The organism is Haloterrigena sp. KLK7 (assembly GCF_037914945.1).
GTDB lineage: Archaea > Halobacteriota > Halobacteria > Halobacteriales > Natrialbaceae > Haloterrigena > Haloterrigena salinisoli.
The window spans coordinates 112,249-137,509 of sequence record NZ_CP149788.1 but is presented as its reverse complement, the minus strand read 5'-3'; the positions used below and the strand labels follow the sequence as shown (position 1 = coordinate 137,509).

Annotated in this window: 17 protein-coding genes and 5 pseudogenes; 6 read left to right on the top strand and 16 right to left on the bottom strand. The window is 62.4% G+C overall.

The window, feature by feature from the left end; genetic code table 11:
• Positions 1 to 20: 20 nt before the first annotated feature.
• Both WD430_RS19605 and WD430_RS19600 read right to left on the bottom strand, forming a co-directional pair.
• On the bottom strand, positions 21 to 1,010 hold the full coding sequence (locus WD430_RS19605) for a hydroxyacid dehydrogenase (protein WP_339106122.1): 990 nt from the start codon (positions 1,008 to 1,010) through the stop codon (positions 21 to 23).
• Positions 1,011 to 1,056: 46 nt separating this feature from the next.
• Positions 1,057 to 1,881: a sugar phosphate isomerase/epimerase gene (locus WD430_RS19600; RefSeq protein WP_339106121.1), complete on the bottom strand. Its 825-nt coding sequence runs from the start codon at positions 1,879 to 1,881 to the stop codon at positions 1,057 to 1,059.
• Between the two features lie 170 nt (positions 1,882 to 2,051).
• Between WD430_RS19600 and WD430_RS19595 the strand changes: the two genes are divergently transcribed.
• The gene (locus WD430_RS19595; protein WP_339106120.1) at positions 2,052 to 3,935 is read left to right on the top strand and encodes a heparinase II/III family protein; all 1,884 of its coding nucleotides are present in this window, start codon (positions 2,052 to 2,054) and stop codon (positions 3,933 to 3,935) included.
• A 349-nt stretch (positions 3,936 to 4,284) separates the two neighbouring features.
• Here the strand turns inward: WD430_RS19595 and WD430_RS19590 are convergent, their stop codons facing one another.
• Complete coding sequence (locus tag WD430_RS19590) at positions 4,285 to 5,316, bottom strand: alcohol dehydrogenase catalytic domain-containing protein (RefSeq protein WP_339106119.1); 1,032 nt, start codon at positions 5,314 to 5,316, stop codon at positions 4,285 to 4,287.
• A 595-nt stretch (positions 5,317 to 5,911) separates the two neighbouring features.
• Here WD430_RS19590 and WD430_RS19585 point away from each other — a divergent pair.
• Positions 5,912 to 6,668, top strand: a pseudogene (locus WD430_RS19585) ((4Fe-4S)-binding protein); the annotation flags it as partial.
• Between the two features lie 91 nt (positions 6,669 to 6,759).
• Here the strand turns inward: WD430_RS19585 and WD430_RS19580 are convergent.
• The 11 genes and pseudogenes from WD430_RS19580 to WD430_RS19530 form a co-directional block, all read right to left on the bottom strand.
• Positions 6,760 to 8,085, bottom strand: a complete 1,326-nt coding sequence (locus WD430_RS19580; protein ID WP_339106118.1) for a GntP family permease — start codon at positions 8,083 to 8,085, stop codon at positions 6,760 to 6,762.
• 83 nt (positions 8,086 to 8,168) lie between these two features.
• Positions 8,169 to 8,984 (bottom strand): annotated as a pseudogene (locus WD430_RS19575) (amidohydrolase family protein).
• A 218-nt stretch (positions 8,985 to 9,202) separates the two neighbouring features.
• Entirely contained in the window at positions 9,203 to 12,283 is a 3,081-nt protein-coding gene (locus tag WD430_RS19570) for a family 78 glycoside hydrolase catalytic domain (protein WP_339106117.1), read from the bottom strand.
• Between the two features lie 384 nt (positions 12,284 to 12,667).
• Entirely contained in the window at positions 12,668 to 13,567 is a 900-nt protein-coding gene (locus tag WD430_RS19565; protein WP_339106116.1) for an ABC transporter permease, read from the bottom strand.
• Between the two features lie 284 nt (positions 13,568 to 13,851).
• Entirely contained in the window at positions 13,852 to 14,976 is a 1,125-nt protein-coding gene (locus WD430_RS19560) for a sugar ABC transporter substrate-binding protein (protein ID WP_339106115.1), read from the bottom strand.
• A gap of 184 nt (positions 14,977 to 15,160) precedes the next feature.
• Entirely contained in the window at positions 15,161 to 15,886 is a 726-nt protein-coding gene (locus WD430_RS19555) for an ATP-binding cassette domain-containing protein (RefSeq protein ID WP_339106114.1), read from the bottom strand.
• A gap of 1,434 nt (positions 15,887 to 17,320) precedes the next feature.
• Positions 17,321 to 17,494, bottom strand: a complete 174-nt coding sequence (locus WD430_RS19550) for a hypothetical protein (protein WP_339106113.1) — start codon at positions 17,492 to 17,494, stop codon at positions 17,321 to 17,323.
• Positions 17,495 to 18,676, bottom strand: coding sequence for an ABC transporter substrate-binding protein (locus WD430_RS19545; protein ID WP_339106112.1), 1,182 nt, complete (start codon positions 18,674 to 18,676; stop codon positions 17,495 to 17,497).
• A 510-nt stretch (positions 18,677 to 19,186) separates the two neighbouring features.
• Complete coding sequence (locus WD430_RS19540) at positions 19,187 to 20,407, bottom strand: Tm-1-like ATP-binding domain-containing protein (RefSeq protein WP_339106111.1); 1,221 nt, start codon at positions 20,405 to 20,407, stop codon at positions 19,187 to 19,189.
• Positions 20,404 to 20,841, bottom strand: a complete 438-nt coding sequence (locus WD430_RS19535) for a cupin domain-containing protein (protein ID WP_339106110.1) — start codon at positions 20,839 to 20,841, stop codon at positions 20,404 to 20,406. The genes WD430_RS19540 and WD430_RS19535 overlap by 4 nt, the downstream gene beginning before the upstream one ends.
• Complete coding sequence (locus WD430_RS19530; RefSeq protein WP_339106109.1) at positions 20,838 to 21,677, bottom strand: phosphoenolpyruvate hydrolase family protein; 840 nt, start codon at positions 21,675 to 21,677, stop codon at positions 20,838 to 20,840. Before WD430_RS19530 ends, WD430_RS19535 begins: the two co-directional genes overlap by 4 nt.
• Before the next feature lie 201 nt (positions 21,678 to 21,878).
• Here WD430_RS19530 and WD430_RS19525 point away from each other — a divergent pair.
• The 3 genes and pseudogenes from WD430_RS19525 to WD430_RS19515 form a co-directional block, all read left to right on the top strand.
• A pseudogene (locus tag WD430_RS19525) lies at positions 21,879 to 22,357 on the top strand (TSUP family transporter); the annotation flags it as partial.
• Positions 22,358 to 22,459: 102 nt separating this feature from the next.
• Positions 22,460 to 22,867, top strand: a complete 408-nt coding sequence (locus WD430_RS19520) for a helix-turn-helix domain-containing protein (RefSeq protein ID WP_339106108.1) — start codon at positions 22,460 to 22,462, stop codon at positions 22,865 to 22,867.
• A 300-nt stretch (positions 22,868 to 23,167) separates the two neighbouring features.
• Positions 23,168 to 23,558: pseudogene (locus tag WD430_RS19515) on the top strand (rhodanese-like domain-containing protein); the annotation flags it as partial.
• Positions 23,559 to 23,725: 167 nt separating this feature from the next.
• Here WD430_RS19515 and WD430_RS19510 read toward each other — a convergent pair.
• A complete protein-coding gene (locus WD430_RS19510; protein WP_339106107.1) occupies positions 23,726 to 24,253 on the bottom strand; it encodes a metal-dependent hydrolase in 528 nt (175 codons plus the stop codon).
• A complete protein-coding gene (locus tag WD430_RS19505; protein WP_339106106.1) occupies positions 24,237 to 24,800 on the bottom strand; it encodes a hypothetical protein in 564 nt (187 codons plus the stop codon). The genes WD430_RS19510 and WD430_RS19505 overlap by 17 nt, the downstream gene beginning before the upstream one ends.
• A gap of 127 nt (positions 24,801 to 24,927) precedes the next feature.
• On the opposite strand from WD430_RS19505, the pseudogene WD430_RS19500 reads away from it, so the two are divergent.
• Positions 24,928 to 25,092, top strand: a pseudogene (locus WD430_RS19500) (carbamoyltransferase C-terminal domain-containing protein); the annotation flags it as partial.
• Between the last annotated feature and the right edge of the window lie 169 nt (positions 25,093 to 25,261).

The window sequence follows — 25,261 nt, the reverse complement described above, 5'->3', positions numbered from 1 at the left end:
ACCCGCTCGTCACGTCCGTCTCATCGAGTCATCGTCCGCCATTGTCGCCTCGAGATTTCGTGTTCGAGCGGTTGGTCTCGCTGAAACCGCTCGATGTCCTCGATGACGGTCTCCGTTAGCGGTCCACGGATCTGGGACCCGCCGACGTGAGGGGTGAGCAAGACGTTATCGAGTTCTCGGAGGTCGTGATCGGCGGGAAGCGGTTCCCGATGGTAGACGTCGAAGACGCCGGAGAGCCGACCCGACCGCAGTTCCTCCATGAGCGCCGCTTCCTCGACGATTTCGGCGCGTGCAGTGTTGACGAACAGCGCCCCGTCGGGGATCCGTGCCAGGCGATCCGCGTCCAGCATGCCGATCGTCTCTTCGGTCCGCGCAGCGTGGACGGAGACGACCGCCGAGTCCAGCGCCGTCTCCAGATCCGTCAGCGTCGCGAACGGATACTCCGCGATCTCCGCCGCGTCCACGTAGGGATCGTAGATACTGGCGGACACGTCGAACGAAGCCAGGTGGTCGAGCAGTTTCCGGCCGATGGTTCCCAGCCCGACGAGTCCGACGTCCTTCCCGTGGAGGGTCCGAATGTCGACGTCGTCGGCACTGAACCCGCCCGCTTTCATCGACGCGTCGAGTTCCGGAACGGCGCGCAGTTTCGCGAGGATCGAGCCGAGCGTGTGTTCCGCCGTGTAGTCGGCCATCACGTCGTTGGCGCTCACGACGCGGATCTCCGCGTCGTAGACCGCTTCGGAGACGAGCGTCCCGACGCTCCCGCCGGTGTGGGCGATCAGTTGTAGATCGTCGGCCGCCTCGAGGACGTCGGCGGTGACCCGCGGACTGCCCCACCCCGTGACCAGTACGTCGACGCCGTCGATGCGGTCACGGAGGCCGTCCTCGGAGAGATCGTCGGTCGACGGGTTCCAGGCGACCGTGCCCAGTGACTCGAGTCGGTGGCGAACCTCGTTCGGAAAGAAGTCGTCCCGGAGTTCCCCGTCCGGTAACGTGACGAAAATTTCCATATCTCTCGTAACTCCTCCGATACTATAAACGCAGGGATCCGTCCGCTCACCGCTGGTCGCGGAACCACTCGACGAACGCCGGCAGGGCGACTTCGGGGTCGGTGATCGAGGGGTGCCATCGCTTCTCGTGTTCGAAGACGAGCCAGCCATCGTAGCCTCGCTCGCGGAGCGCCGCGACGACGTCGGCCATCGGCAGCTCGCCCTCGCCGGGGACCGCGTACACGTAGCCGTCGGCGGTCGCGTCGTGGTGGTCCGGGTCGTAGACGGCGTCTTTCAGGTGCACGTACTCGATCCGATCGCCGAGTGCGTCGAGGGTCTCGCGCGGGGATTCGTCGGCGAGGCGGACGGTGTGCGCGGCGTCCCACAGGACGCCGACGTCGTCCGCGGGAAGCTCGTCGAGGAGTCGCCGGCAGTCGGCCGAGGCGGTCCAGGCGTCGTGGGTCTCGAGAACCCACCGGACGTTCTCCGCGCCGTCGATCGAGAGGATCTCCCGCATGGTTTCGCCCCCGGAACGGGCGAGTTCGGCTCTCGAGTGGGCGTCGAGGTCGCCACCGCCGAACACGCGGATGCGGTCGACGTCGAACGCGTCGGCGACCTCGAGCAGTCTGCGCGCCTCCGCCACGCGGTCCGACCGGTCGCCGGGTTCACAGAGAGTGATACTCGAGCTGAGGGCGCTGATACTCAGCCCGGCGTCGTCGAGTCTCGACCGCGTTTCGTCGGCTCGGTCGGTGAACAGGGGATGGCGCGTGACGTCGATCTCGTCCCGGTACCCTCGGAAGTCCACGCCGTCGTAGCCGGCGTCCCGACCGACGGACAGTATTCGCTCGAGGTCCCAGTCGGGGCAGCTAAGCGTCGACAGTGCGAGTTGCATGGATGACACAACTCGCCGATCACACGTAGGTTTTGGTGAAACGGCACTGATTGGTCGCAAGTCCGGTGTCTCCCGACCGATCGTACAGCGGTGCCGGTCCGCCCATACTCGTGGCCGACGGAGCGACTATCACCACGAGGTTTATTGCCATACCGCCGGTCCTATCGCGTATGCCGACGGCGCACGACCACGACTACCCGCCGTGCGAATGGACGGTCGGCGGCCTCCGAGACGCCCTCGATGGCCCCGGGAAGGCGTTCACGCTTCCGACGTACGAAGACGAAGCGGCGTGGACGGCCCTCCGCACGGACGAACTGACCCGCGAGCCGGTCGAGGCGCTGCTCGACGACGCCGAATCGGCTCGTGACGGCGACATCCCGTCACTCAGGGCCAGCCGGTATCTCGACTACGAGCGAACGGGGACTCGGAAGCGCTACGAAGCCGCTGCACGCGAACGCCGGCGTCGCCTCTCCGCGCTCGTCGTCGCCGCGTGCGTCGAACGCGACGACGACTTCGATCCGATTCTGGACTACGCGTGGGCGCTCTGCGAGCAGGCGACGTGGACGTGGCCCGCACACCTCGGGGACGACTCTCGAGAGGGGCTCCCCGGCGCCGTCCCGAGCGAAGAGCGGACGGTCGCGCTCTTCACCGTCGGTGCGGCGCTCCTCCTCGCGGAGGTCGACGCGATTCTCGGCGACCGTCTCCATCCCGCTCTCCGCGAGCGCATCCGTTCCGAAGTCGACCGTCGCGTCTTCACCCCCTACGAGGCGCGCGACGATCTCTGGTGGACGACGGCGACGAACAACTGGAACGCGGTCTGTAGCGCGGGCGTCGCGCTCGCCGCGCTCTACCTCCTCGACGACGCCGGCCGACAGGCGCGCATCGTCGCACGCGTCGCCGACAGTCTCGGCTACTATCTCGACGGCTTCGGCGCCGACGGCGGAACGCCGGAAGGCGTCGGCTACTGGAATTACGGCGTGGGCAACTACGTCGCGCTCGCGGACGCCCTCGAGAGCGCGACCGACGGCTCGTACTCGCTGTGCTCGCCCCTGAAACTCGAGCGCCTCGCTACGTATCCCCTCGCCGTCGAACTCAGCCCCGGACACTTCGTTCCGTTTTCGGACTCGGACGAGGAGAGCGTCGTCGCACCGCGCGCGGCCGCGTGGCTCGGACGTCGCCTGGACGAACCGGGACTGGCGGCTCGCGGACGATGGGAGATGGCGCGCCGTACGGACGCGTTCGCAGGCCCGAACGTCGCATCGCTCCCCGAGATCGTCCGCGACCTCCACTGGACGCGGACGGTGCCCGCGTCGTGGTCGCGTGCCACCCCACCGACCCGTCGATACTTCGAGGGCTGTGAGTGGTGGATCACGCGGGCGAGCCCGGCCGACCCGGACGGGCTCGTCGTCGCCGCGAAAGCCGGCCACAACGGCGAGCCACACAACCACAACGACTGTGGCTCGTTCGTCGTTCACGCGAACGGCGAGTCGCTCCTCACCGATCCGGGGCGTCCCGAGTACGACCGAGACTACTTCGGCCCGGCCCGCTACGAATACCTTACCGCGCGCTCTCTCGGCCACTCCGTCCCGTACGTGAACGGCGTCGAACAGGCGTCCGGCGAGGAGTTCGCCGCGACGGTACTCGACCGTCGCTCCTCGTCGACGGTCGACGCGTTCGAGGTGGATCTCGCGGACTGCTACCCTGAGGACGCTGGTCTCGAGTCGCTTCGCCGGACCGTAACGCTCGACCGAACCGACGGCGTCGTCACGGTCGGCGACGACGCGGTGTTCACGAACGCGGACAACACGTTCGAGTCCACGCTCGTCTCCACGTTCCCGATTCGAAACGACGAGCGAAGTCTCATCGTCACTGGCGAACGCGGTCGCGTGCGAGTGACGCCGAACGATCCGGATGCCAACCGCAGCGTCGAACGGCTTACGGACGCTATCGAGACGGCCGACGGGACACGCGACGTCTGGCGCGCTCGCATTACGCAGACTGTCAGTAGTTGCGTGACATCGCTACAGCTACGGATGACATTTCCCTCGCCGTAAACGTCGAGGTCGGCCGAGAGCACCTCGCTCTCTCGTGATCACAACGAATTGAAGCTCTTTCGAACGACTCCCCGTCCCGCAGGCACGCTCTTCGGGTCATCGACTACGATCCCTTGCCCCTGCATTCGCCCTGTAAGCGGACGATAAATCGCCGGGATCATTCGATTTTGAGAATGATGGTTCTACGTGACTGTCTAGTTGACTTTGGTCGCAGATACGTCCGTAATCTCCATCGTATACTTTCTATAGTCTAGTCGTCAGTGCTAAAATCTTTCATCGGCCGAGCAGCAGACGACTCGTCGCGATCCCGCTGTCGCTCCTTCGGCCGTTCGAACGTCGCGGGCTAGTCTCAGTCCGAGAACTGGAACACAGGTTTGCAGGTCTCGGACTCGAGGAACGCCTCGAAGGCGGCCGCCGGCTCGTCTGCACTGTAGGACGTATCGACGATCTCGTCGACGGCGATCTCGCCGCGTTCCATCAGTCGGAGCGCCTGTTCGAAGTTCGTCCACGTCGAGCCGTACGAGGTGTTGACCTCGAGCTCGCCGCGGACGGCCGCCGTGAACGTGACCTCGCTGGCGGCGTTGGGGATCCCGACGACGACGACCTGGCCGCCCTTTCGGACGTGGTCGAGGGCGGTCCCGAGGCCGGTGTGGTGGCCCGTTGCGTCGAAGACGACGTCGAATCCGATCCCGTCGGCGTACTCCTCGGCACACTCTTCGAGGTCCGCTGACTGGGCGTTGATCGTCTCGATACCGAGGTTCTCGAGCAGCGGGAGACGGTACTTCGCGTCCTGCTCGAGGCCGGAGACGAGAACGTTAGCGCCCAGCGAGTCGGCGACAGCGGCGACGAGGACGCCGATGGGGCCCGGCCCCTCGACAAGGACGTTGTCCCCCGGGGTCGTCGCCGACTGATCGAGGACGGCGCGGGTGGCGATGCTCGTCGGTTCCGTAATCGCCGCGTGATTGAGCGGAACGGCGTCGGGGACGGCGTGGAGGTGTTGGGTTTCGACGGTGACGTACTCCGTGTAGGCTCCGTCCTTGTGCATCCCGGTGATAGAGAAGTTCTGACAGACGTTCCCCTGACCGTTCTTGCACTGGAAACAGGTCCCACAGTCGTGGATCGGTTCCTCGATGACCTTCTCTCCGACGTCGAACTGATCGACGTTTTCACCGACGTCGGCGACCCGACCCGAGTACTCGTGGCCCATGATACGCGGGATCGGTATCCACTCGTATCCCCCGTCGTATTTATACGCGTGCGCGTCGCTGCCGCAGAGACCCGCCGAGTGAACCGCGACGAGTACCTCGTCCGGACCGGGAGTTGGTTTCTCGCGTTCCTGTACTTCGACTTCTTCGGCTCCCGTCTGTACGATCGCCTTCATTTGTACTGCTACCTCAGGCTCTCCCTGATAACTGATCTATTGGATATGTCCAGATATAAATTTTTGGACGGCGCTTCGTCGTGCTCCGGCTCGCACTTTCGTTCTGGTTCCGGTGATACCATACTCAAACAGCGACCGTCGGGAACGCCTCGGATCGAAGACGAATGTGGTATTCAATAACGTGTATTTCTGCCGGCTATTTACACGGATATGGCTGTAAGTAACGATCTTCCGTTATTACCGAATACGCAGGTTAAACGCCTCGAGCATCGCGTTACCGACGGATTGGTTCGGGATCGCCGACCGACGGCGTGCGAACCAAAACTAAGTGGTGATGTCGCACCACGTTCCGTATACTGATGACTGCCAGAGAGTCGTCGCTTGAGGTCAACGACGCGCTGGAACGGGACGGCGCCGACGTTATCGAGACCGACCTCGGCCGAGCGGGTGCTCTAGGTGGCCGACGAAGCCCCCTCGCACATCGTCACCCTGGCCATCCACAAGTCTCGCGAGAGCATCGCTGACCTGTTCAACGAGCGGTTCGATCCGGAGAAGCCCTCGAGACGGCCGAGGAGTGACCTGCTTCGCCCGCGAGAAGCTCGGCAGCACTACGGCCCCGCTCTCGAACTGGGTTGCCGACGCCGACCTCTTGCGGTGGCTCATGGCGCGGCTCCTCGATATCGATCCCCGTCGCGAACTGCCGACCTTCGAGCGCGAGACGCTCGTCGACTGGTTCGACGACCGGGAGTCGACGATCGAGAACGGCGAGAACCCCCGACGACGGGCCCGTTCTCTATTCCGCCCTCTATCCGAACCACGTTCGGGTCGAGCGCGGGAAGGCCGCCGTCGGGGTCCTCGAGGCATTGGGCGTCGACGTCGTCGAGCCCAGTGACCACGCGATGTTCCAGCGGGAGTACGAGAAGCTCCTCGACGAGGCGACGTTCACCGCCCTCGCGGAGAACAATTACGAGGTGCTCGAGTACGTTTACGGCCTCCTCGAGACCGGCGCCGACGCGTCGGCGCTTTCCGCCGACGGCGGCGAGATCGCCTACCACAGCCACTGTCAGCAGCGCATGCTCGGCCTCGAGACACACATGGTCGCCGTCCTCTAGGAGTGCGACTACGACGTGGTCACCTCCGACGTCGAGTGTTGCGGGATGGCCGGCAGCTTCGGCTACAAGGGCGACTACTACGAACTGAGCATGGACGTCGGCGACCGCCTGCGCGAGCAACTGCGGGACGAGGGGGTCCTCGAGCGGCCGGTCGTCGCCAGCGGTCCCTCCTGTCTCGAGCAGATCGATTCGCTGCTGGAGCGCCGGCCGCGGCATCCGATCGAACTGCTCACCGAGTAACGCCGGCCCCGTTTTCGGCACGAAGCAGATTCGTGATCGGTCGTCTCCCCGTCCGAGTTCGGAGTCGGTAATCGGTCGAACGCGACGAGCGCTACGTGACGACGGCGATGGTGATTGCGCCGAGGAGACCGAACGCCGAGAGGATCGCCTCGCTCAGCGTGTAGGTCTTCAGTCCGCCGGTCACCTCGAGGCCCGTCAGTTCGGTCACGACCCAGAAGCCGCTGTCGTTGATGTGGCCGATACTCATCCCGCCCGAGAGCGATGCTAACGCGATAGCCGAGCCCGCGACGCTCGTCTCGACGCCGCCCATGATCGTCATCGCCGTGATTCCGGCAACCGTTCCCGAGCCCTGCGCGACACGCATGATGAGTCCGATCGCGAACGCCAGGAGGACGATGACGACGCCGTCGCCGCTGACGCCGATGAGGTTCACGAGGGTGTCGGCCGCTTCGGTCTCCTGAATGACGAACCCGAATGCGCCCCCGGCACCGGTGATCGCCAGGACAACGCCGGCCGGTCGGGTCGCCTCGGAGAAGGTATCCGAGAGTTCTTCGCGGCCGACGGTCCGAACGTACACGCCGATCGCGATCAGGAGCCCCGCAAGCAGCGCGATGATTCGGCTGCCGAGGAACTCGAGGTAGACGTTCGGTTCGCCGGTGACGGCCTCCGTCGTGGTCTGGAGGAGGATCAAGAGGATCGGCGTCGCGATCGGCAGCACCGACGCGACGAACGAGGGACGATCGGTCCGCCCGTCATCGTCCTCTTCGAACGGAATGTCGTCGACGTCGGCCGCGTCGTCCCACAGCCGATCGACGACGCGGACGTAGACGGCGATCGCCAGCGCGACCGCGGGGAAGCCGACCAGCAGTCCGGCGATCATCATCTCGCCGAGTCCGAACCCGAGCAGGTCCGGCGCAGCGAGAGGGTTCGGCGTCGGCGGAACGAACGTGTGTGCTCCGGCCGCACCGATGACGAGCGATCCGATGACGACGGGGTAGGAGTGTTCCGTCTCGTGCCAGAGCGCGATGACCATCGGGATCAGGACCAGAAACGCGACGTCGAAGAACACCGGTACCGCGACGATGGCACCGGACAGTCCGAGTGCGTAGGGAACGTACCGCGACGGCACCGCGTCCGTGAGCGTGGTCGCGATCCGCGTGGCCCCTCCACAGCGAGCCAACAGCATTCCGATCATGATGCCGAAGATGATCGGAATGCCGATCCCCTGCATGAGATTGCCGAATCCCTCGCCGATACTCGAGACCGTCTCGGTGAGTCCCAGACCGGACGCGATACCCATGTACAACGATCCGATGATGAGCGAGACGGCGGGATCGATATCGAGCAGGATGATCAACGAGAGCACAATCGCTACGGCGATGCCAATATTGGCGGCTAACATGATTTCACTGACCATAGCAATCAGAACATAAAGAAAGACAATAATAAAAATTCGGGTTAGTTATCACCGGAGCAACTGCTGTTGACGAGCCGGACGCGTCAGGAGAGCCCCACGTGGCGTCGGAACGCCTTCTCGGTGAGCCAGTCGCGGTCGGTCTCGGAGACTGAGTCGACTTCTCGAAGCCAGTTGTACGACTCGGCGTAGTCGGCGACGTCCCTGACGTTCGGATAGTCCGAGCCCCAGATAACGCGCTCGCGGCCGAACGTCTCGAGGAACCAGCGCACGTGGTCGTGCATGTCCTCGTAGGGGAACGTCGTCTCGGACATATGCGGAATCTCCGAGACCTTCACGGCGACGGTGTCGTACTCGGCGAGGTCGGCGAACCGTGCGAACGTCCCCTCGTCGGTCGGCGTCTCCGGGCCCGCGTGTGCGAAGTGATCGAACAGGTAGGTGAGCTCAGGATAGGTTTCGACGAGTTCGAGGGCCTGATCCAGCTGCCGATGGTCACAGAGGATCTGCACGGCGGCGTCCGTCTCGAGGGCCGCCTCCCAGAACTCGGTTTCCTCGATCGCGTCGTGGAGCTAGGTGACGTCGGAATTGAACTGCTCCCACATCTCCTCGTAGTGATAGGCCGCGCCGAGGCGGAATCCGACGACGCCGTCGGTGTCCATACAGCGGCGAAGCTGTTCGGCCGCGTCGTCGGCGAACGGATCGAGCATGACGATGCCGTACAGCCAATCGTACTCCTCGGCGGCCTGCAGCGTGTACCAGTTGTCCGTCCAGTCGCAGATGGGATAGCCGACGACGACGGCCTCGTCGATCCCGTTGCGGTCCATGTCTGCGAGGAGCCGATCGGTCGTGTAGACGGTGTGGACGTCGAAGTCGTCGACGACGTCCAGCAGTGGGCCGTCCACTCAGGGATGGTCTCAGCTCGCTGCACCCCATGCGTGCGTATGGGTCTCAAGCATATTCGACCAGTTATCGAGGCCGCATAGTAAATCTTCGCGACAGCCAAGACTACGGATCGACACGATCACTGACTCCAATTGATTTGACGACGACGTGGCTTAGAACCTCTTCTGAAGAGAACGAATACGAGACGTCCTCACTGAGATGTGAGATCGGGGACGACTCAGTTCCCGATCCGTTCGAGTTCGAAGCCGTACTCGCCCGACGCCACCTCGACGACGACGGCCTCGTCCGTTCGCTCGATCGATTCGATCCCGGGGTGGTCCTGTTTCGTCCGGTGGCCGTTGTTCCAGACGTTGGTTCCGCTTTCACAGACGCGGACCTTCTCGCCGCCCAGCGTCGGAATCTCGACGGTCGCCGTCGCGTTCCCGGGGATCGTCACGTCAAGACGGATACCTTGGCCGTCCCGACCCTTCCCTGGCGATTCGACGAGTTCCCAGCTGGACTCGACGACGCCTCTGACCGTGTCTGTCTTCCCGCTGGCCCACTCGAGGTCGCCGGCGGGCTTCGGGGCGATCCGGACGTGTTCGAAGCCGGGCTCGCCGACCTGGATGCCCGCGAGGTGCTTGTAGAACCACTCGTCGGTCACCCCGAGGAAGTGGTGGTTCCACGAGCGGGAGTCGAGTTCCCAGAACTCGAGCAGCGACGTACGGCCGTTCGCGATCCAGTGGCCCCAGCTCGGGTAGTCGGTCTGGGTCGCCACGGTGTAGGCAGCGTCGTGGTGACCGTGTTCGGTGAGGACGGGGAGAATGTACTTCGACCCCAGCGTCGCGGTATTGAGGTGACCGTCGTGGGTTTCCATGACGTTCTCGACTAGGTTTTCCACGACGACGTCTTCGTACTCTTCCGGAACCATGTCGAACGCGAGCGGAAGGAGGTTCGAGGTCTGGAGGTACGCCTCGTGCTGGCCGGTTCGATAGTACCCCCGCTCCGTATCGAGGAACTCGTCGTTGAAGTCCTCGCGGATCTCCTCGGCGAGAGCGTCCCACTCGGCGGCCTCCTCGTCCCGGCCGATGAGTGAAGCGGTCTCGGCGAGCACCTGCGTGAAACGGTAGTAGTAGGCCGTGGAGGAGATCGGTACCTCGTCACCGCCGCCGCCGTACCCGTCGTCCGTATCGGTCAGCGGCGCACCGCCCCAGTCACCGAGCCCGACCGGGAGGACGTGGCTGTCCTCGAAGGCACGGATGACCTCCTCTTGGTCCGAGACCGACTCGGGGAGGTCCTCGAGGATGTCTCCTTCGGACCAGAGCTGGATCCACTCGATGTACTGCGTCCAGTTCTCGTAGTGCGTTTCGAGGATCCGCTCGTCGCCGTAGTACTGGTAGACCCACCACGGGATGAGGATGAACGCTGCGTCCCACCCCGGCGTCGGGCCCTGAACGGCATCGAAGTTCGGTTGGAAGTCGACGAAACTGTACTCCGTGTTGTTGGGAACGACGGTCGGCGTCTCCCCGTCGTCGCGCTGGGCGTCGGCGAAGTCACGGAGCCACTTCTTCCAGAACCGGGCCATGTCGTAGTTGTATATCCCAGTCTCCGCCGTCAGCTGGGCGTCGCCCGTCCACCCGTTTTTCTCGTACTTCGGGGTGTCCGTCGGTAGCCCCTGCATGTTGTTCCGATACGCCCACAGTGTGTTCTCGTGGAGCTGATTGAACAGGTCGTTCGAGGACTCGAAGCCGCTCTCGACGTCCTCGTCGAAAGCGGTGTAAATGTGCTTCGCCTCGAGCGCATCGGGCTCCGGCTCGCCGGGATAACCCTCGATCTGTACGTACCGGAAGCCCTTGTAGCTGTAGCTCGGCTCCCACTGCTCCGTTCCGTCGCCGCCGAGGATGTAGTGGTCCCGTTGCATCGGGGCGGCGACGAGGAAGTTCGAGTTGTCTACCGTGCCGTCGTCGTTGAGCTTTTCGCCGTAGCTCACCGTGACTCCGGTCCCTGCGTCGCCCTCGACCGTCAGCTCCGCCCACCCGGTCATTACCTGTCCGAAGTCGAAGACATAGACGCCGTCCTCCGGTTCGGTGATCTCGATGGGGTCCAGGGTATTCCGGACGCGCATCGGCTGGACGTGCTGGGGCGTCAGGTCAACGCCCGGATCGTCTGCGGTCGGCGCGGTCTCCCAGTCGCCGTCGTCGTAGTCCGGCTCGGTCCAACCGGGCTTCTCCTCGCGGGCGTCGTATACTTCCCCAGCGAACAGGGAGTCGAATCGCGTCGGCCCGTCGGTCATCCGCCAGTCGTTGTCAGTGACGATCGACGCGCTCGTCCCGTCGGCGAACTCGACGTTCAGTTGGACCAGCAGTTGCGGATCGCTCCACCATGGAGCGTGGCTCCATCTCCAGTCTCCGTTGTCCGCGACCATCTCGCCGAAGCGGAGACGACCTAACGCGGTCGCGATCGCGTTTCGACCCTCGTTTACGTGCTCGGTCACGTCGTACGTCGAGTAGAGCGCACGCTCGTTGTACTGGGTCTGAGCGGGATCGAGGACGCGGTCCCCGACGCGTTCACCGTTAATGTACAACTCGTAGCATCCCAGGCCGCTGATGTGGATGCGCGCTTCGACGACGTCCCTCTCAAGGTCGAACTCACGGCGGAGAAGCGGTTCGGGACGGTCGTCGTAGTCGCCCTCTTCGAGGAAATCGTAGTCGATCGGGTCGTCTTCGTCCCACTCGCCATAGTCGGGGCCGATCCACTCGCCCTCCCAGTGCTCGTCGTCGGGCAACGCCGTCACGAACCGAGTCGCTTCGCTCCAGTCACTGGCCTCGTCGCCGTCCCAGAGCCGGACGCTCCAGTAGTAGGTCGTGTCGGCCTTGAGCGGCTCGCCGTCGTACGGGACGTGGGTCGATTGCGTCGACTCGACCACGCCGCTGTCCCAGACGAGATCCTCGCCACTTTCGAGCGGGGTGCTCTCCTCCGCGACGCGGATTCGGTACGCGGACTGGGCGACACCTCGCGGTCCGGCTACCTCCCAAGAGAACCGCAGGTCCTCGAGTTCCCCGTCGTCGGAGTCACCGTCCGCGGGAAGCACCGTGTTCGGCTCCTCAGCGTACTCGACTCGAAGGTCCGCTGGGGCGATCGACCCGTTCTCGGTTGGCCCGCTGCCGCCGGCCGCAGCCGTCTGCACACCAGTGCCGGCGACTACTGAGGCGCCTGCAAGGGCGCCCGTGTATCGCAGGTACTCCCGTCGATCGATGTATCCGTTCTCGTCTGTCGCGTGCGATTCTGCTGTCGTCGATTCGTCGTATCCATCACTCATGGTCCACTCGCTGTCGTACAGCCCGTTCTCCCTACCGTTCGGGGATTGCTGCATCGATACTTGGCATCACATACCAAGTGTGGGTTACTAACAATGCAGTCTGATAATAACGTGGCCCACCGATTCAACAATTGAGAACATCCGAAAGCGGATAAATACGAGATTTCGGGAAAATCCAACTACCAGAACGCACTCAAAATCGATAACCGAAGGTTCCAGACCGGCCCTCTGCCGGTGGAGACGACGAATTCCTCACCGCCAGAATCTGATATCCGTCGTGGCGCTCGTCGCGTGTTCGTCCGGGAACAGCACGTCAGAGACAGGGATCGTCACAGCGTAATCGTCCTACTGTGAGGCCGAACCGCGAAAACCGCTCGAGATCGATCAGCTCGGCGTCAGCAGGTCGTCTCGCTTCTGTTCGCGGTAGCGGTTGATGATGATCGCGACGATCACCAGCACCCCGAAGAAGATGTTGACCTGGTTCCCGCTCAGACCGGTCTGCACGAGCCCGGCGTCGAAGACCCCAATGAGCAGTGCACCGCCGATCATGTTGACGATCGATCCGCGGCCTCCCGAGAGGCTCGCACCGCCGATGACCGCGCCGGCGAACGCCATGAACAACGCCCCGTCGGCCATTCCCGGCGTCGCCGAGTAGAGGAACCCGGTGTAAAGGAGCCCCGAGAACGCGCTTAGCATTCCGGAGAGAACGAAGACGAGGAAGACCGTCCGCGTCGTGCTGATCCCGACGCGGCTGGACGCTTCCGGATCGCCGCCGACGGAGTAGACGTTACTCCCGAACCGCGTGTGACGAAGCAGGACGTGCAGGAGGACGGCCGCGACGACGAGCAGGAAGATAGCGATCGGGACGCCGGCGACCGTGTCGCCCCCGAGCGCGAGGTACGCATCCGCGAGCCCGCTGATCGGGTTGAGGCTGATCTCGAGCGTCGCGTACTGGAGGATGAAGAACGTCCCGAGTGTCACTAGGAACGGATTGAGATCCATGTACGCAATGAGGAACCCGTTCGTCGCGCCGATCACGGCGCCGACGAAGAGGATCGTCGCAACGCCGAGATACCATGGCATCCACGGCGCCCAGCTCGTCAGCAACATCGCGTTGAACATTCCTGCGAAACCCGCGGCCTGACCGACCGAGAGATCGAAGTTCCCGCTCAGGAGACAGATTCCCTCCGCCATGACCAGAAAGCTGAGCATCACGCTCGAAAAGACGATGAACTGAAGGTTCGAGAGGTTAAAGAACTGCGGCCCGTTGATTGCGCCGAACATCAGCGTTGTTAGCACCAGCAGTACCCAGATGAAGTTATCTACGAGGAACAATTTCGTCCGGGCCGATGCCTCTCCATCTGATAGTCCGCTGATCACTTTCAAATCTAGTTGCATCTCGGATCCTGAGTAAGCGATCCAGACCATCATAAATAAATGTTATCATATGTGTGGGTTGGACACACACTGAACGGGACCATCATATAACTGGCAACAAGACGCAGACCGAGATACCGGTCTTGAGTCGACCTGTGCCGATCCCTAGTGGCTTCGCCTCCCTTCAGGACTCAGTCGCCCGCTTCATCGGCGAAGATGACGCCCCAGTTGGCAGAGTCGTTGTAGTTATCGGGCGTCAACAGTCGTCCGTTCGTCTGGAACCAACGATGGCCGTGCCGTTCCTGAACTTCGGCCGGTGCCCAGTCCTGTTCCGTCCAGATATCCGTTCCCATGTGCTCCTCGCCGGTGATCTCGAGATCGTCGGTGGTGACCTCATCGCCGACTTCGGGCAGCGCGTCCTCGCCCTCTGTTCGGACCTGTTCCAGGTAGTACATCGCGATCGGGAGGTAGTACTGGGTCGGCTGCGAGAAGCCGCGCTGGACCCATCCCTCGTCCATATGGTCGATCAGTGCCGGACTGCCGTCCATGGACGCAATAAACACGTTCCCGGGGTCCATCCCGTACGTGTCGAGGGCGTTTGCGGCGCCGATCGCCATTTCGCTATTGGCAGCGAAGATTGCGTCGATCTCCCCATCTTCGGACTGGAGCAAGGAGTACGTGTTCTCTTGGGCCTCTTCGCGGCTAAAGTTGGCGCTGACGTCGTGGACGTTGATACCGTCCTGTCCCTCGACGGCGTTCTTGAAGCCCTGTTCTCGTTCAACACCGATGCTCATTCCAAGGTCGCCTTGGAGGTTGAGAACGGTTCCGTCAGATTCGACTTCCGTATTGAGGTAGTCGACGATCTCCGCGCCCAACTCCTCGCAGGCAGGCTCGTTCCCGATGTAGACACTCATCGTGAGCGCATCTGTCTCGATGTCCGAGTTCGCGGCGATGACTGGGATGTCGTCGTCGACCGCGGCTTCGACTTGGCCCACGGGTGCGGTCGCGGAGACGGGTCCAACGAGGATGCCGTCAGCCTGCTGCTGCCTGAAATTCTGGATGTGCGAGATCTGCTCGTCGTCGTTTCCTTGGGTGTTCTGATTTTCGAAGTCGTACCCATGGTCCTCCGCATAGAACTCGCCGCCCTGAACGTAGGCTTCCTCCCAGGCGCCGTACATTCCCCAGATTGTATGAGGGTAGTATGGTTCGTCGCCACTGTCGCCGCCTAGACAGCCGGCTACCCCTGCTACACCCGCCGTACCGATACCTTTCAAGAGGTCGCGTCTCTCTACTCGCACATTGCTATCATCTGCCATGGATCCGTTTGACGGATTCAGGCAAGAGGGTAAAAACCTTTCCTATTTATTAATATATTATTTATTAAGAAACTAAACATATTAACGACTGAGCAGAACGAGTTCAGTAAGGTCTGCGAAACCGTTGGTTCTGCCTCATGACAAGACACTTTTGGCGTCTCGAACCGTTTGACCTTGAGGCGGTTCACTCGTCGGGAAGCCCCGCTTGCATGTTCTCCAATTCGTCGATATTAGTCTCCTCCTTCATGACGTCGCCGACCTTGTCGCCCCGAGAGAACACGACAAATCGGTCGCAAACGTCGTAGGCGTGGGGTAAGTTGTGCGAGATGAAAATCACGGCCGTCCCGGACTCCGCTAACTGCTCGATGAAGTCGAGGACTTTGCGAACACCGGAGATGGCGAGCGCGGTCGTCGGCTCGTCCAGAATAACGAGCTCCGCGTCGAAGTACATCGCTCGAGCGATGGCGACGCCCTGTTTCTCTCCGCCGGAACAGAATCGGACCTCCTGTTCAGGCGAGGCGATATCAAGGCCAAGACTCTGCGTTACGGTCTCTGCTTCCTCGCGCATCCGCTGTTTGTCCAGTACTTGAACTGGTCCAACACCCGTGGTCAGCTCCCGGCCGAGAAAGACGTTCTGTGCGACGCTCCGGCTCTCGACGACCGCCTGGTCCTGAAAGACCGTCTCGATGTTCAGATCTCGGGCATCATCGACTGACGTGATTTCTGTACGCTCGTCCTTCCAGAAGACATCGCCTTCCGTCGGTTCGTGAACGCCGGCGATCATCTCGATCAGCGTCGACTTCCCGGCGCCGTTGTCGCCGAGGAGTCCGAGGATTTCGCCCGGGTACACGTGTAGATCGACACCCTTCAGCGCGTGAACCGAACCGTACCACTTGTGGATGTCTTCCATTCTCAACAGTGGTTCGCCGGAATCAGAGTCAGTCGCCATTGTATAGTTCTAATTCTGTGTTCTGCTATCATATCTAATAAAGATTTCGGCAGTTGGTAACATGGGAATGGTCTTACGGTCAACTCGTTGCGAACGACGCGGTTCCGTGGGGATGAAGCGAGTACCAGCCTGGCGAAGCTGTGGGACCGGTGAATGAAATTTCTGACCGACACAGACCCACCAGTAGCGATTTCCTCGGTACCAACCATCCGGCCGTATAGCTGAGTTGAAAGTCGACGCTTGAGTCCGACGGAGCGCATACAGCATGTAGTGACTGTCATCGAGGCACCCTATTCGAGTATTGGTAACGTTAAACGTCCGGTGTTACCGGACGAATTGCGGAATCGATCGATCGAATCAATCCTCGCGGCATTAAATGGGATAGGAATCACTCGAAATATCGACGATCTGAGGCTACGAATACTGAACAGACACTGTTTAAATATTAAGATCTCAGTATGATTAGGGTCGAGAAAATAGCTCTTGTCCGATCCATCCGCTATCATCGGAAGGCACTCACGAGAATACTAGTTCTACTAACCCTCTGAAAACAAGACGCGTTTTACAATCATATGGATGTAAATAAATATGGTTTATACACTATTAATGGTATTTGGACCTTATTGAAGAATAATCGCTAATCAATAGTGTCCGGTGATGCCGGATACAAGTGAAAGGATGCACCGATGGTGTTCATTCCAATCGATTTCAGTGAGCTGAAGGCCAGTGCTGCCTCGCGGCCGCCGGCGTAGGTCCGGCACGGCGATCGCTGTCGGACGCCTTGAACCGGAACAATGATCGTCGGGGACCGAAATCACCCGAATATGCGTATTGGTAGATTTAAGGCGGATGGGCGGACCCGTATCGGCATTTTCGAAGATGACGTTCCGACGTGACGAGCGAAGCCTCGTCGTCACTGGCGAACGTCGTCGCGTGCGAGTGACGCCGAACGATCCGGATGCCAACCGCAGCGTCGAACGGCTTACGGGCGCTATTGAGACAGCTGACGGGACGCGTGACATCTGGCGCGCTCGCATTACGCAGACTGTCAGTAGTCGCGTGACATCGCTACAGCTACGGATAGAATTCGACGGCGAGGCGTAATTGGAAGTGGTATTCGGGCACTGCGAGGTCGCTTACGCTGGTATCCCTTTATTCGCTTGCCCTCTCGGTCACCTTCTAACCCCCGTATCTATGATACAAACATTAGATTCTTAGATATGAATATAAGATATGGTTCTCATGGAGGCGGTCCCGCTGGCGAACTTCTCGAAAGCGCGTACTCGAGGAACGAATCACCCTCGCAACGGTCTCCGCGTGGAAGCAGCTATCGGTTTCTCGTTCGGAGACGGCAATCGGTGTGTCGTATCACCGGTAGCGTCATCGTGGCGTTCGTCAGCGTCTGACCGCGACCGGATGGTCGGCAGCGATGAACGGCTCGTTCTCCTCGTCGGCGAACGCCAGTCCGCCGCACTCGGTTCGGCAAACGCGCCACGGCGGTAGATCGGGGATGTCGTACGCTTCCGGCTCGCGGAACGCGCCGGCGATCGCCCACTCTCGAGCGCGCATTCACCGATCACCCGTGATGATCTCCGCAACCCGCTGACGATCGAACAGTTGTTCGTCGTCGGGAATCTCCGGATACGGCCCCTCGGTGTACGTCGGCCACTCGCCGAAGACGTCGGGGTACAGTTGTTTCGCGGTCATCTCCAACTGGAATAGGTTCAGGATCGGGCCCTGGTAGCGGGCGCCCTGCGGATAGACGCGCCCGTTTTGGACCGCGGAGAGCTTCTGTCCGGCGGCATGATCTCGCAGCGACGATCGAATCCTGATCATATCGGTTTCGGGGTGTAGCCCGCCCAGCGAGAAGATCACGTCGGGATCGGCCTCGAGCAGGACTTCCATATCGACCCTGTCCCCGGAGGAGATGTTGTCGCTCAGCGCGCCGACCGGGCTGAGCGGGCGTACGTGCGCCGTCAGGAATCCGGGGGTGTCCAGCGTGTAGACGTAGATGCTATCGATGTCGCTCATCCCCGCCAGCACCGCAGTCGGGCGATCCTGCTCGGGTGGGAGATTCTCCTCGATTGTCTCCAGTAGGTTCGCGTGTATCTCCGCGAGCGCCTCGTACCGCTCCTCCTCGCGGAAGACCTGAGCGACCTTCTCGAACATCTCCCAGAGCGTGTAATACTCGTAACGGTCGGCCCACTCGGCCGGCGGCTCGTCGTGTCTGTCGCTGAACTTGTTCCCGAACCACGGGGCGACGGTATCCCGAATCTCCTCGACGTCCGACAGGTTCTTGCTGTCGAGAGCGTTCACGCTCGCCGGATCGGCGAGGTGGACGTCGCTGTTAAGGTCGTAGAGTTTCTCCTTACTCGGATCCCAGGACGAGTACAAGCCCGTCCAGTCAAGCGTGACGCCGGGGAGCCGTTCAGTGAACTGATTCCACAGCTGGTCGTAGTACTCGGGCGCGTGCATCGCGTTGACGTCGTCGCCGCGTCCGAGAGCGAACGCCATGCCGGCGTGGTGGGTGAGCCGCGTGAAGATGCTCTCCGGCGGCGAATCGAACGACACCTCCCCTATCGGGGCCATCGTCACCGAATAGGCGCCGTCGGATTGGCCGTCCCCGTTATCGCTCTGTCCGACGAGCTCCGAACAGCCCGCCACAGCGGAACTGGTCACGAGGGCACCGCCGTACTTTAGCGCGTCTCGCCGTGTCGGCGTCCCGGTCGTGCTGTCGTCGGTGTTTCTCATTCGTCTCCCTCCGTTATCAGTTGGTATCCGCGTCGGCGAACGCGTCTCATCTCATCTCTCATCATGACTTTAGGCTGGCCTAAAATATAATAAAATCACCGATTGTTAGGCGAGCCTAAGAAATGTTGTCGGTCGATCGGTCCGCGAAAGAGTGAGTATGAACGCCTCGACTGAACCATCGATATAGACGTCCGTTGCCCCCTCAAGAGTCGAGGTCCGGTGGCGGTGGTGGCAATCTCCCCGAAGTGCAAGTTACTCTACGGCCCGGCGAGAAGCGCACGCTCTGGTATACGGGGTCAATTGCCGGTTTCTCCACGAGTAACGATACTCTCAATATCGGAATCACAAACCGTCCCGATTGACGCGCGTCTCGTCCGAATACGTTCACTTTTGCGAAGAGTCGCGTTGGCCGAGGCAGATGAACGGCTTCTCGAGGCGGCAAATCAACCAGAATGATGCCGGCCACCCACGAGCGGCCGATGGTGGTACGCGGTCGATCCGCGATTGGCGTCACGGGGCCCGTCCGGCATCTTGCATATACCCGTCGAGCGTCTCCACCAGTTTCTCCGCGAAGGCCTCGTCGTTGACGTCGGTCTCTACCTCGAGGAGTTCGACGTCGTCGTCGAGCGACGACCGCAGCGCGTCGAACAGCGCCGCGTCGGCCTCGGGGTCGTGGAAGTCCTCGCCCTCGACGTCGAGCGCCGAGACGCCCTCGAGGGGGAGGGCGAGCGCGGTGGGTTCGGTCGCAGCGTTGAGTTTCTCGGCGATGATCTCCCCGAGTTCGGCGTTCTCTTCGGGCGTCGTCCGCATGAGCGTTACCTGCGGATTGTGGACGTGGAACTGTCGTCCGTCGAACTCCTCAGGGACCGAATCACGCGGCCCGAAGTTGACCATGTCGAGCGCGCCCGTTGAGACGACCTGCGGGATCCCCTCGTCCCCCGCCGCCTCGAGTCGGTCCGAACCGGCGCTCAAGACGCCGCCGACCAGTTCGTCGGCCCATTCGGTCGTCGTGACGTCGAGTACGCCGTCGATGACGCCCTCCTCGACGAGCGACTCCATCGCGCGCCCGCCGGTCCCGGTCGCGTGGAAGACGATCACCTCGTAGCCTCTGTCCTCGAGTCGCTCGCGAGCCGCCTGTACACAGGGCGTCGTGACGCCGAACATCGTCACGGCGATCGTCGGCCGATCTTCGACATCGACGTCGGGGTCGTTCGCGACCATCCCTACCATCGCCAACGCGGCGTTGGAGATGATCCGCCGTGAGAGCTGGTTCAACCCCTCGATATCCGCGACCGAGTACATCATCGTGACGTCCCGGGCCCCGACGTACGGTTCCGTATCGCCCGACGCCATCGTCGAAACCATAACCTTCGGCACGCCGACGGGCAGCGCCCGCATGGCCGCCGTCGCGATCGAGGTGTTGCCAGACCCGCCCAATCCGAGGACGCCGTCGAGGATGCCCTCCTCGTGGAGTCGCTGAGCGATTTCGGTCGCGCCCTCCCCCATCGCCTCTATCGCCTCGCCGCGATCGGCCTCCTCGCGGAGGTGCTCGAGGGTCGTCCCCGCTGCGTCGGCGACTTCGCTCGCGGACGTCTCCGGCTCGAACCCCGGCTCGCCCATCACGCCCGCGTCGACGACGTGGACATCGACGCCCTGGGCTTCGAGAACGTCCCTGGCGAAGCCGATCTCCTCCGCTTTCGTGTCCAACGTCCCGATAATGACGACGCTCATGGGTCTGATTCACTCGGGGTGTCGTTTTCCGCGGTCGGCAGTTCGCCGGCGGGGACGACCTCACACTCCGGCAGCTCCCGCAGTTCGGCTTCCGGTCCCGGCGGCGCGTAGACCGCGAGGAGGAGCAGCGGCTCCCAGCCGGTGTTCACCGTCCCGTGTTCGACACCCTCCGGAACGAACACCAGTTCGCCGGCCGTGATCTCGCGGGTCTCCTCGCCGACCTCCTGTCTCCCCTCTCCGCGCAGGACGTAGAGGATCTCGTCGCTCTCGGGGTGCGTGTGTCGCTCGTGGCCCGTTCCCGGCTCGAGTTTCACGACGCCCGCGCTGAAGCGGTCGCCGCCGGTGACGTCGGGGGTGTGCAGCCACTTGAGGACGCCCCAGTCGAACGCCAGGCTCTCGACGTCGTCCGGTTCGACGAAGTGCGTCCCCGTCACGGTCGGAACTCGATCGATTTGAACTCGCGGGCCTGGTTCTCGATGGCCTCCTCGGTCGGCAGCCGCTCGAGGCTGGACGCACCGAAGAAGCCGACGACGCCCTCCGTGTTGTTGAGGACGTATTCGGCGTCGTCCGGCCAGGCGATCGGGCCGCCGTGACAGATGACGAGCACGTCTTCGTTCACGTCTTTGGCGGCGTCGTGGTGGGCCTGCACCCGGTCGGCCGCCGCGTCGAGGTCCAGCGCCGTTTCGGCGCCGATGTCACCTGACGTCGTCAGCCCCATGTGCGAGACGATCACGTCCGCACCGGCCTCGGTCATCTCGCGGGCCTGCTCCTCGGTGAAGACGTACGGACACGTAAGCATGTCCTGCTCGGCGGCCTCCCGGATCATCTCGACTTCCTTGTCGTAACCCATCCCCGTCTCCTCGAGGTTCCGGCGGAACTGGCTGTCCTCGTCGATGAGCCCGACAGTGGGGAAGTTCTGGACGCCGGAGAACCCGCGGCGCTTGAGATCCTCGATGAAGACGTCCATCTGCCGGAAGGGATCGGTTCCGTTGACCCCCGCCAGTACCGGCGTGTCCTCCACGACCGGCAGCACCTGTCGCCCCATGTCGACCACGATCTCGTTGGCGTCGCCGTAGGGCAGCAGGCCCGCCAGCGAGCCGCGGCCGTTCATCCGGTACCGGCCCGAGTTGTAGATGATCAGCAGGTCGACGCCGCCGCGCTCGGCGAACTTCGCCGACATCCCGGTCCCGGCTCCGGCGCCGATGATCGGCTCGTCGTTCGATACCGTCTCCTCGAGTCGTCGCATCGATTCGTCGCGTGTGATCTCCATGCCTGGTGCTATCGATCACGTGACATCTATTCAAGCTTTCCTCGAACGAGCAACTCGGCGGACGGTTTCAGAACGAATCGGTGTCCCTTCAGTACGAACCCGTCCGCGTTCGGAGCGAGTGGGGTGGTCGGAGCCGGTTCAGACTGTCCGGTCCGGTGGGACGAACAGACGATCGCGGGCGGGATCTAGGTCTCGCTGTGAGTGATCCTCGGCATCGAAGAGGTGACGGGGCTGCTGTCGGGCTTTCTGGGTGTCGGCGGCTTCATCCGGATGCCCTCGATGTGCTACCTCATCGGGGCCCCGTCCCGGTGGCGGTCGGGACTAACCTGTTCGAGATCGTCTTCTCGGGCGGGTTCGGCGCGTTCATCTACGGGCTCAACGGCGGCGTCGACCTCTCGACCGTCGCGGCGCTGCTCGCGGGGAGTACGTGGGCACCCGGGTCGGCTCGGCCGCGACCAACATCGTCGACGGAGACGTCATCATGGTCTACTTCGAACTGATGTCCCTCGGCGGGTCGATCACCGTGGCGTTCCAGCAGGCCGGCGACTACTTCGGGATCGAGGCCTTCGACGCTTCGCCCTTATCCTGCTCTCTGCGTTCGGGGTCAGCGGCGCCGTGATCTACAGTCCGGTCGGACGATGCGAACCGAGTCGAACTCGGCTGCGATGTCCACGGACTGACGTCATTGACGCCGCTGAATCCGTTTCAGTGCCAGCTCATTGGAATTGCACAATATTCACACAACCCTTATACCGGCACGGCCCCTATCACGCGATAGTAACATGGCTGACTCAATGGCGGAGCAACTACAGCAGGACATGGAGTGCGAGGGGCTGCTGGAATGTATCCACGGGCTCAAGCAACTCGACAAGGACTGTTTCCGCGTGATGGTCGAGAGCGAGGAAGCGTTGACGATCGACGAGGTCGCCGAGCAGGTCGACCGCGAGCGCTCGACCGCGTACCGATCGATCCAGCGGTTGCTCAAGAGCGGATTCATCCAGAAGGAGCAGATCAACTACGACCAGGGCGGCTACTATCACGTTTACTATCCGACGGACCCAACCCAGATTGCAAACGACATGCAGCGGACGCTCAACGACTGGTACGCGAAGATAGGCCAACTCATCCAGGAGTTCGAGGACAAGTACGAACACGCCGAGGCCGACACCGAGATTCCCACCCAGAGCTAATCGTCTACCGGCCGATACTCGCTCTCGCTCTCGTTCTACTCTCACTCTCTTCGAGCCGTTCTCGAGGTCGTCTCACCGACAGAAGCCTCCCTACCACTCAGCGGTTCGTAGTCGAATCACCGTCACCGTCGCTATCGGCGTCTCCGTCGCTGTTCGGCAGGACGATGAATGGCTGTGTTAGGGCGTAGTCCGGCCCATTCCGACCCACTGAGCAGATGAATCGTCCCGTGGTCGCTCGAGCCGTGGAATCCGGATTCGACCGACGAACTTAAGAATCGTAATCGTGTATTATTGGGTGAAATGGACAATACTAATCTCTATCCGGCGGAGGTCGCTCGACGTATCGACGAGGACGATGCGAAGGATCTCTTCGTTCTCGACGTCAGGAGCGAAGACGACTACGAAGAGCGGCGGATCGACGGGAGCACGAACATCCCGGTCTACGACGAACTGCTGGAATACGACTACTCGACGCTCGAGGAGCACCTGGACGAGCTCCCGAAAGACACGGAGATCGCGGTCGTCTGCGTCGCCGGCGTCACGTCGGCGCGGGCCGCGGAGTTCCTCCGCGAGCACGGATTCGACGCGAAGTCGGTCGACGACGGGATGAACGGCTGGGGTCGCGTCGACCGCTAGCACCGACCTCGAGGAGAGCGCGGCTTTCGACGGCGTCGTTCAGATCGTCCGACCCGACCTACGACTGGAGTCGTAGGCTCGTCCGTGGAACTCTGGTTTTAGCCAAAATTTGGCCGATGAACGGTGTAATACTGCAATTTCGCGACACTGAGTACTAAACCAGTTCCCACTGAGTTCGATCGAAGTTGATTCCGCTGGACGCACGGATTCTCGAGCCTCCATTCAGTCGAGCGACGCTGAACGCGCGTCTCGTCGCACACTGAGCCTCCGCTCGACTGCCCAGACGAGTACCGCGCACAGTCCGGAAACGAGCGCCGGCCAGCGGTCGGAACTCATGTAGAGCCCGCCCGACGGCAGTCGGTACTCGGTTAGCGGCCAGAACACAGCGTAGGAGTATCCCGTCGGCGTCATGAGCGCCAGATCGAGGACGTGGTGTGAGGCCGCACCGATCGCGACGAGCACGATTATGTCTCGCCGGTACTCGGGTGCGAACAGGAGCGATCCGAAGAGCGTCACGACGATCGTCCCACCGAGAACGTGTAGCGGCGCCCACGAGAAGGGGATGCCGAGCAGGTACCCGACGAACTCGTCCGGGAGCACGAGGTCGATCTTCGTGAAGTCGGGCGAGAGCGCGCCGACCATCACGAGCGTTACGTGCGCTCGTCGCAGCCGCTCGTATCGAATCGAGAGGAGCGTTCCGATGACGTACCCGACGATGACGTGCGTGAGGACGTCAGTCACCGCGATCACCACCGCTTGCGTCCCCTCGAGTCCCGGGGAGCACGTCTCGGAGCGAAAGCGGACCGTCCCGTCGGACGAACGCGAGCCGGCTCCAATCGAACCGCCAGTCGCGGACGAACCGGCTGACGACCCACAATCCGCCGACGAACGAGACGAGGAGCATGTACCTCGTCCCGGCCGCGTCGCCGACCGTCGTTCGGTCGACGACGAGGGTCGACTCGTCCTCGAGGGTACCGAACGCGGTCACGTGATCGCCCCGCTCGAGAGACACGTCCGAGTTCTGGAGCCCCTCGTTCGCGTTTACGAGGGTGAACCTGCCGTAGCCGCTGGCGCGAGTCGCGATAACGACGGGGTCCGTGTCGACGACTCGACCGCCGAGGGCGACCTGCTCGCCCACGTAGGCGTCACGGTTCGGTGTCACCTCGACTTCGTTCGGATGACCGCTCTCCATCAGGTCGGAGGGAACCGCGCCCGCCCACAACACGAGTCCGGCCAGAACGGCGAGGAGGACGGCACCTGCGGCGAAGCGACCGCGTTGGCCGAAAGGTTCCTGCATGCATCTCTAGGGACGTCCCGAGTGGCAAGAATACCTTTCGTATTCGTGACTGTCACCGATCGGGTTCGGTCAGCGTGTTCGGGAAGGGTTCGGAATCAATCGGCAGGGACGAGTCGACGAACGATAGCTCTCCGAGTTCACGGACCTCACCGGCGTGCCGGTCGTCCTCAACACCTCGTTCAACGATCACGCCGAACCGGTCGTTCGGACGCCGACCCAAGCGATCGAGGACTTCTATGGGATGGGTCTCGACGTGCTCGTCCTCGAGGAGTTCGTGATAGAGGTTCAGTAGCCTATCAGGGCGCCGACGTTGCCGACGTCGGTCGCGAAAACGAGCGCCGCTGTTTAACACTGGCGTCGTCCGGATCGATCCGGGTGGGGTCGATAGGCAACGTCATCGTGTACAGTATTGGGTCCATCTCGAAAATCGCTTCCGGATTCCGACGTCGACACCTCGCGGC

What these genes read in the sequence shown, in the direction of transcription:
- WD430_RS19560 (WP_339106115.1), bottom strand. Translation starts at nt 14,976, where the DNA reads ATGGCAGATGATAGCAATGTGCGAGTAGAGAGACGCGACCTCTTGAAA.
- WD430_RS19570 (WP_339106117.1), bottom strand. Translation starts at nt 12,283, where the DNA reads ATGAGTGATGGATACGACGAATCGACGACAGCAGAATCGCACGCGACA.
- WD430_RS19580 (WP_339106118.1), bottom strand. Translation starts at nt 8,085, where the DNA reads ATGGTCAGTGAAATCATGTTAGCCGCCAATATTGGCATCGCCGTAGCG.
- WD430_RS19545 (WP_339106112.1), bottom strand. Translation starts at nt 18,676, where the DNA reads ATGAGAAACACCGACGACAGCACGACCGGGACGCCGACACGGCGAGAC.
- WD430_RS19520 (WP_339106108.1), top strand. Translation starts at nt 22,460, where the DNA reads ATGGCTGACTCAATGGCGGAGCAACTACAGCAGGACATGGAGTGCGAG.
- WD430_RS19540 (WP_339106111.1), bottom strand. Translation starts at nt 20,407, where the DNA reads ATGAGCGTCGTCATTATCGGGACGTTGGACACGAAAGCGGAGGAGATC.
- WD430_RS19555 (WP_339106114.1), bottom strand. Translation starts at nt 15,886, where the DNA reads ATGGAAGACATCCACAAGTGGTACGGTTCGGTTCACGCGCTGAAGGGT.
- WD430_RS19600 (WP_339106121.1), bottom strand. Translation starts at nt 1,881, where the DNA reads ATGCAACTCGCACTGTCGACGCTTAGCTGCCCCGACTGGGACCTCGAG.
- WD430_RS19505 (WP_339106106.1), bottom strand. Translation starts at nt 24,800, where the DNA reads ATGCAGGAACCTTTCGGCCAACGCGGTCGCTTCGCCGCAGGTGCCGTC.
- WD430_RS19565 (WP_339106116.1), bottom strand. Translation starts at nt 13,567, where the DNA reads ATGTTCGGCGCAATCAACGGGCCGCAGTTCTTTAACCTCTCGAACCTT.
- WD430_RS19590 (WP_339106119.1), bottom strand. Translation starts at nt 5,316, where the DNA reads ATGAAGGCGATCGTACAGACGGGAGCCGAAGAAGTCGAAGTACAGGAA.
- WD430_RS19550 (WP_339106113.1), bottom strand. Translation starts at nt 17,494, where the DNA reads ATGCGCGCTCGAGAGTGGGCGATCGCCGGCGCGTTCCGCGAGCCGGAA.
- WD430_RS19530 (WP_339106109.1), bottom strand. Translation starts at nt 21,677, where the DNA reads ATGGAGATCACACGCGACGAATCGATGCGACGACTCGAGGAGACGGTA.
- WD430_RS19595 (WP_339106120.1), top strand. Translation starts at nt 2,052, where the DNA reads ATGCCGACGGCGCACGACCACGACTACCCGCCGTGCGAATGGACGGTC.
- WD430_RS19605 (WP_339106122.1), bottom strand. Translation starts at nt 1,010, where the DNA reads ATGGAAATTTTCGTCACGTTACCGGACGGGGAACTCCGGGACGACTTC.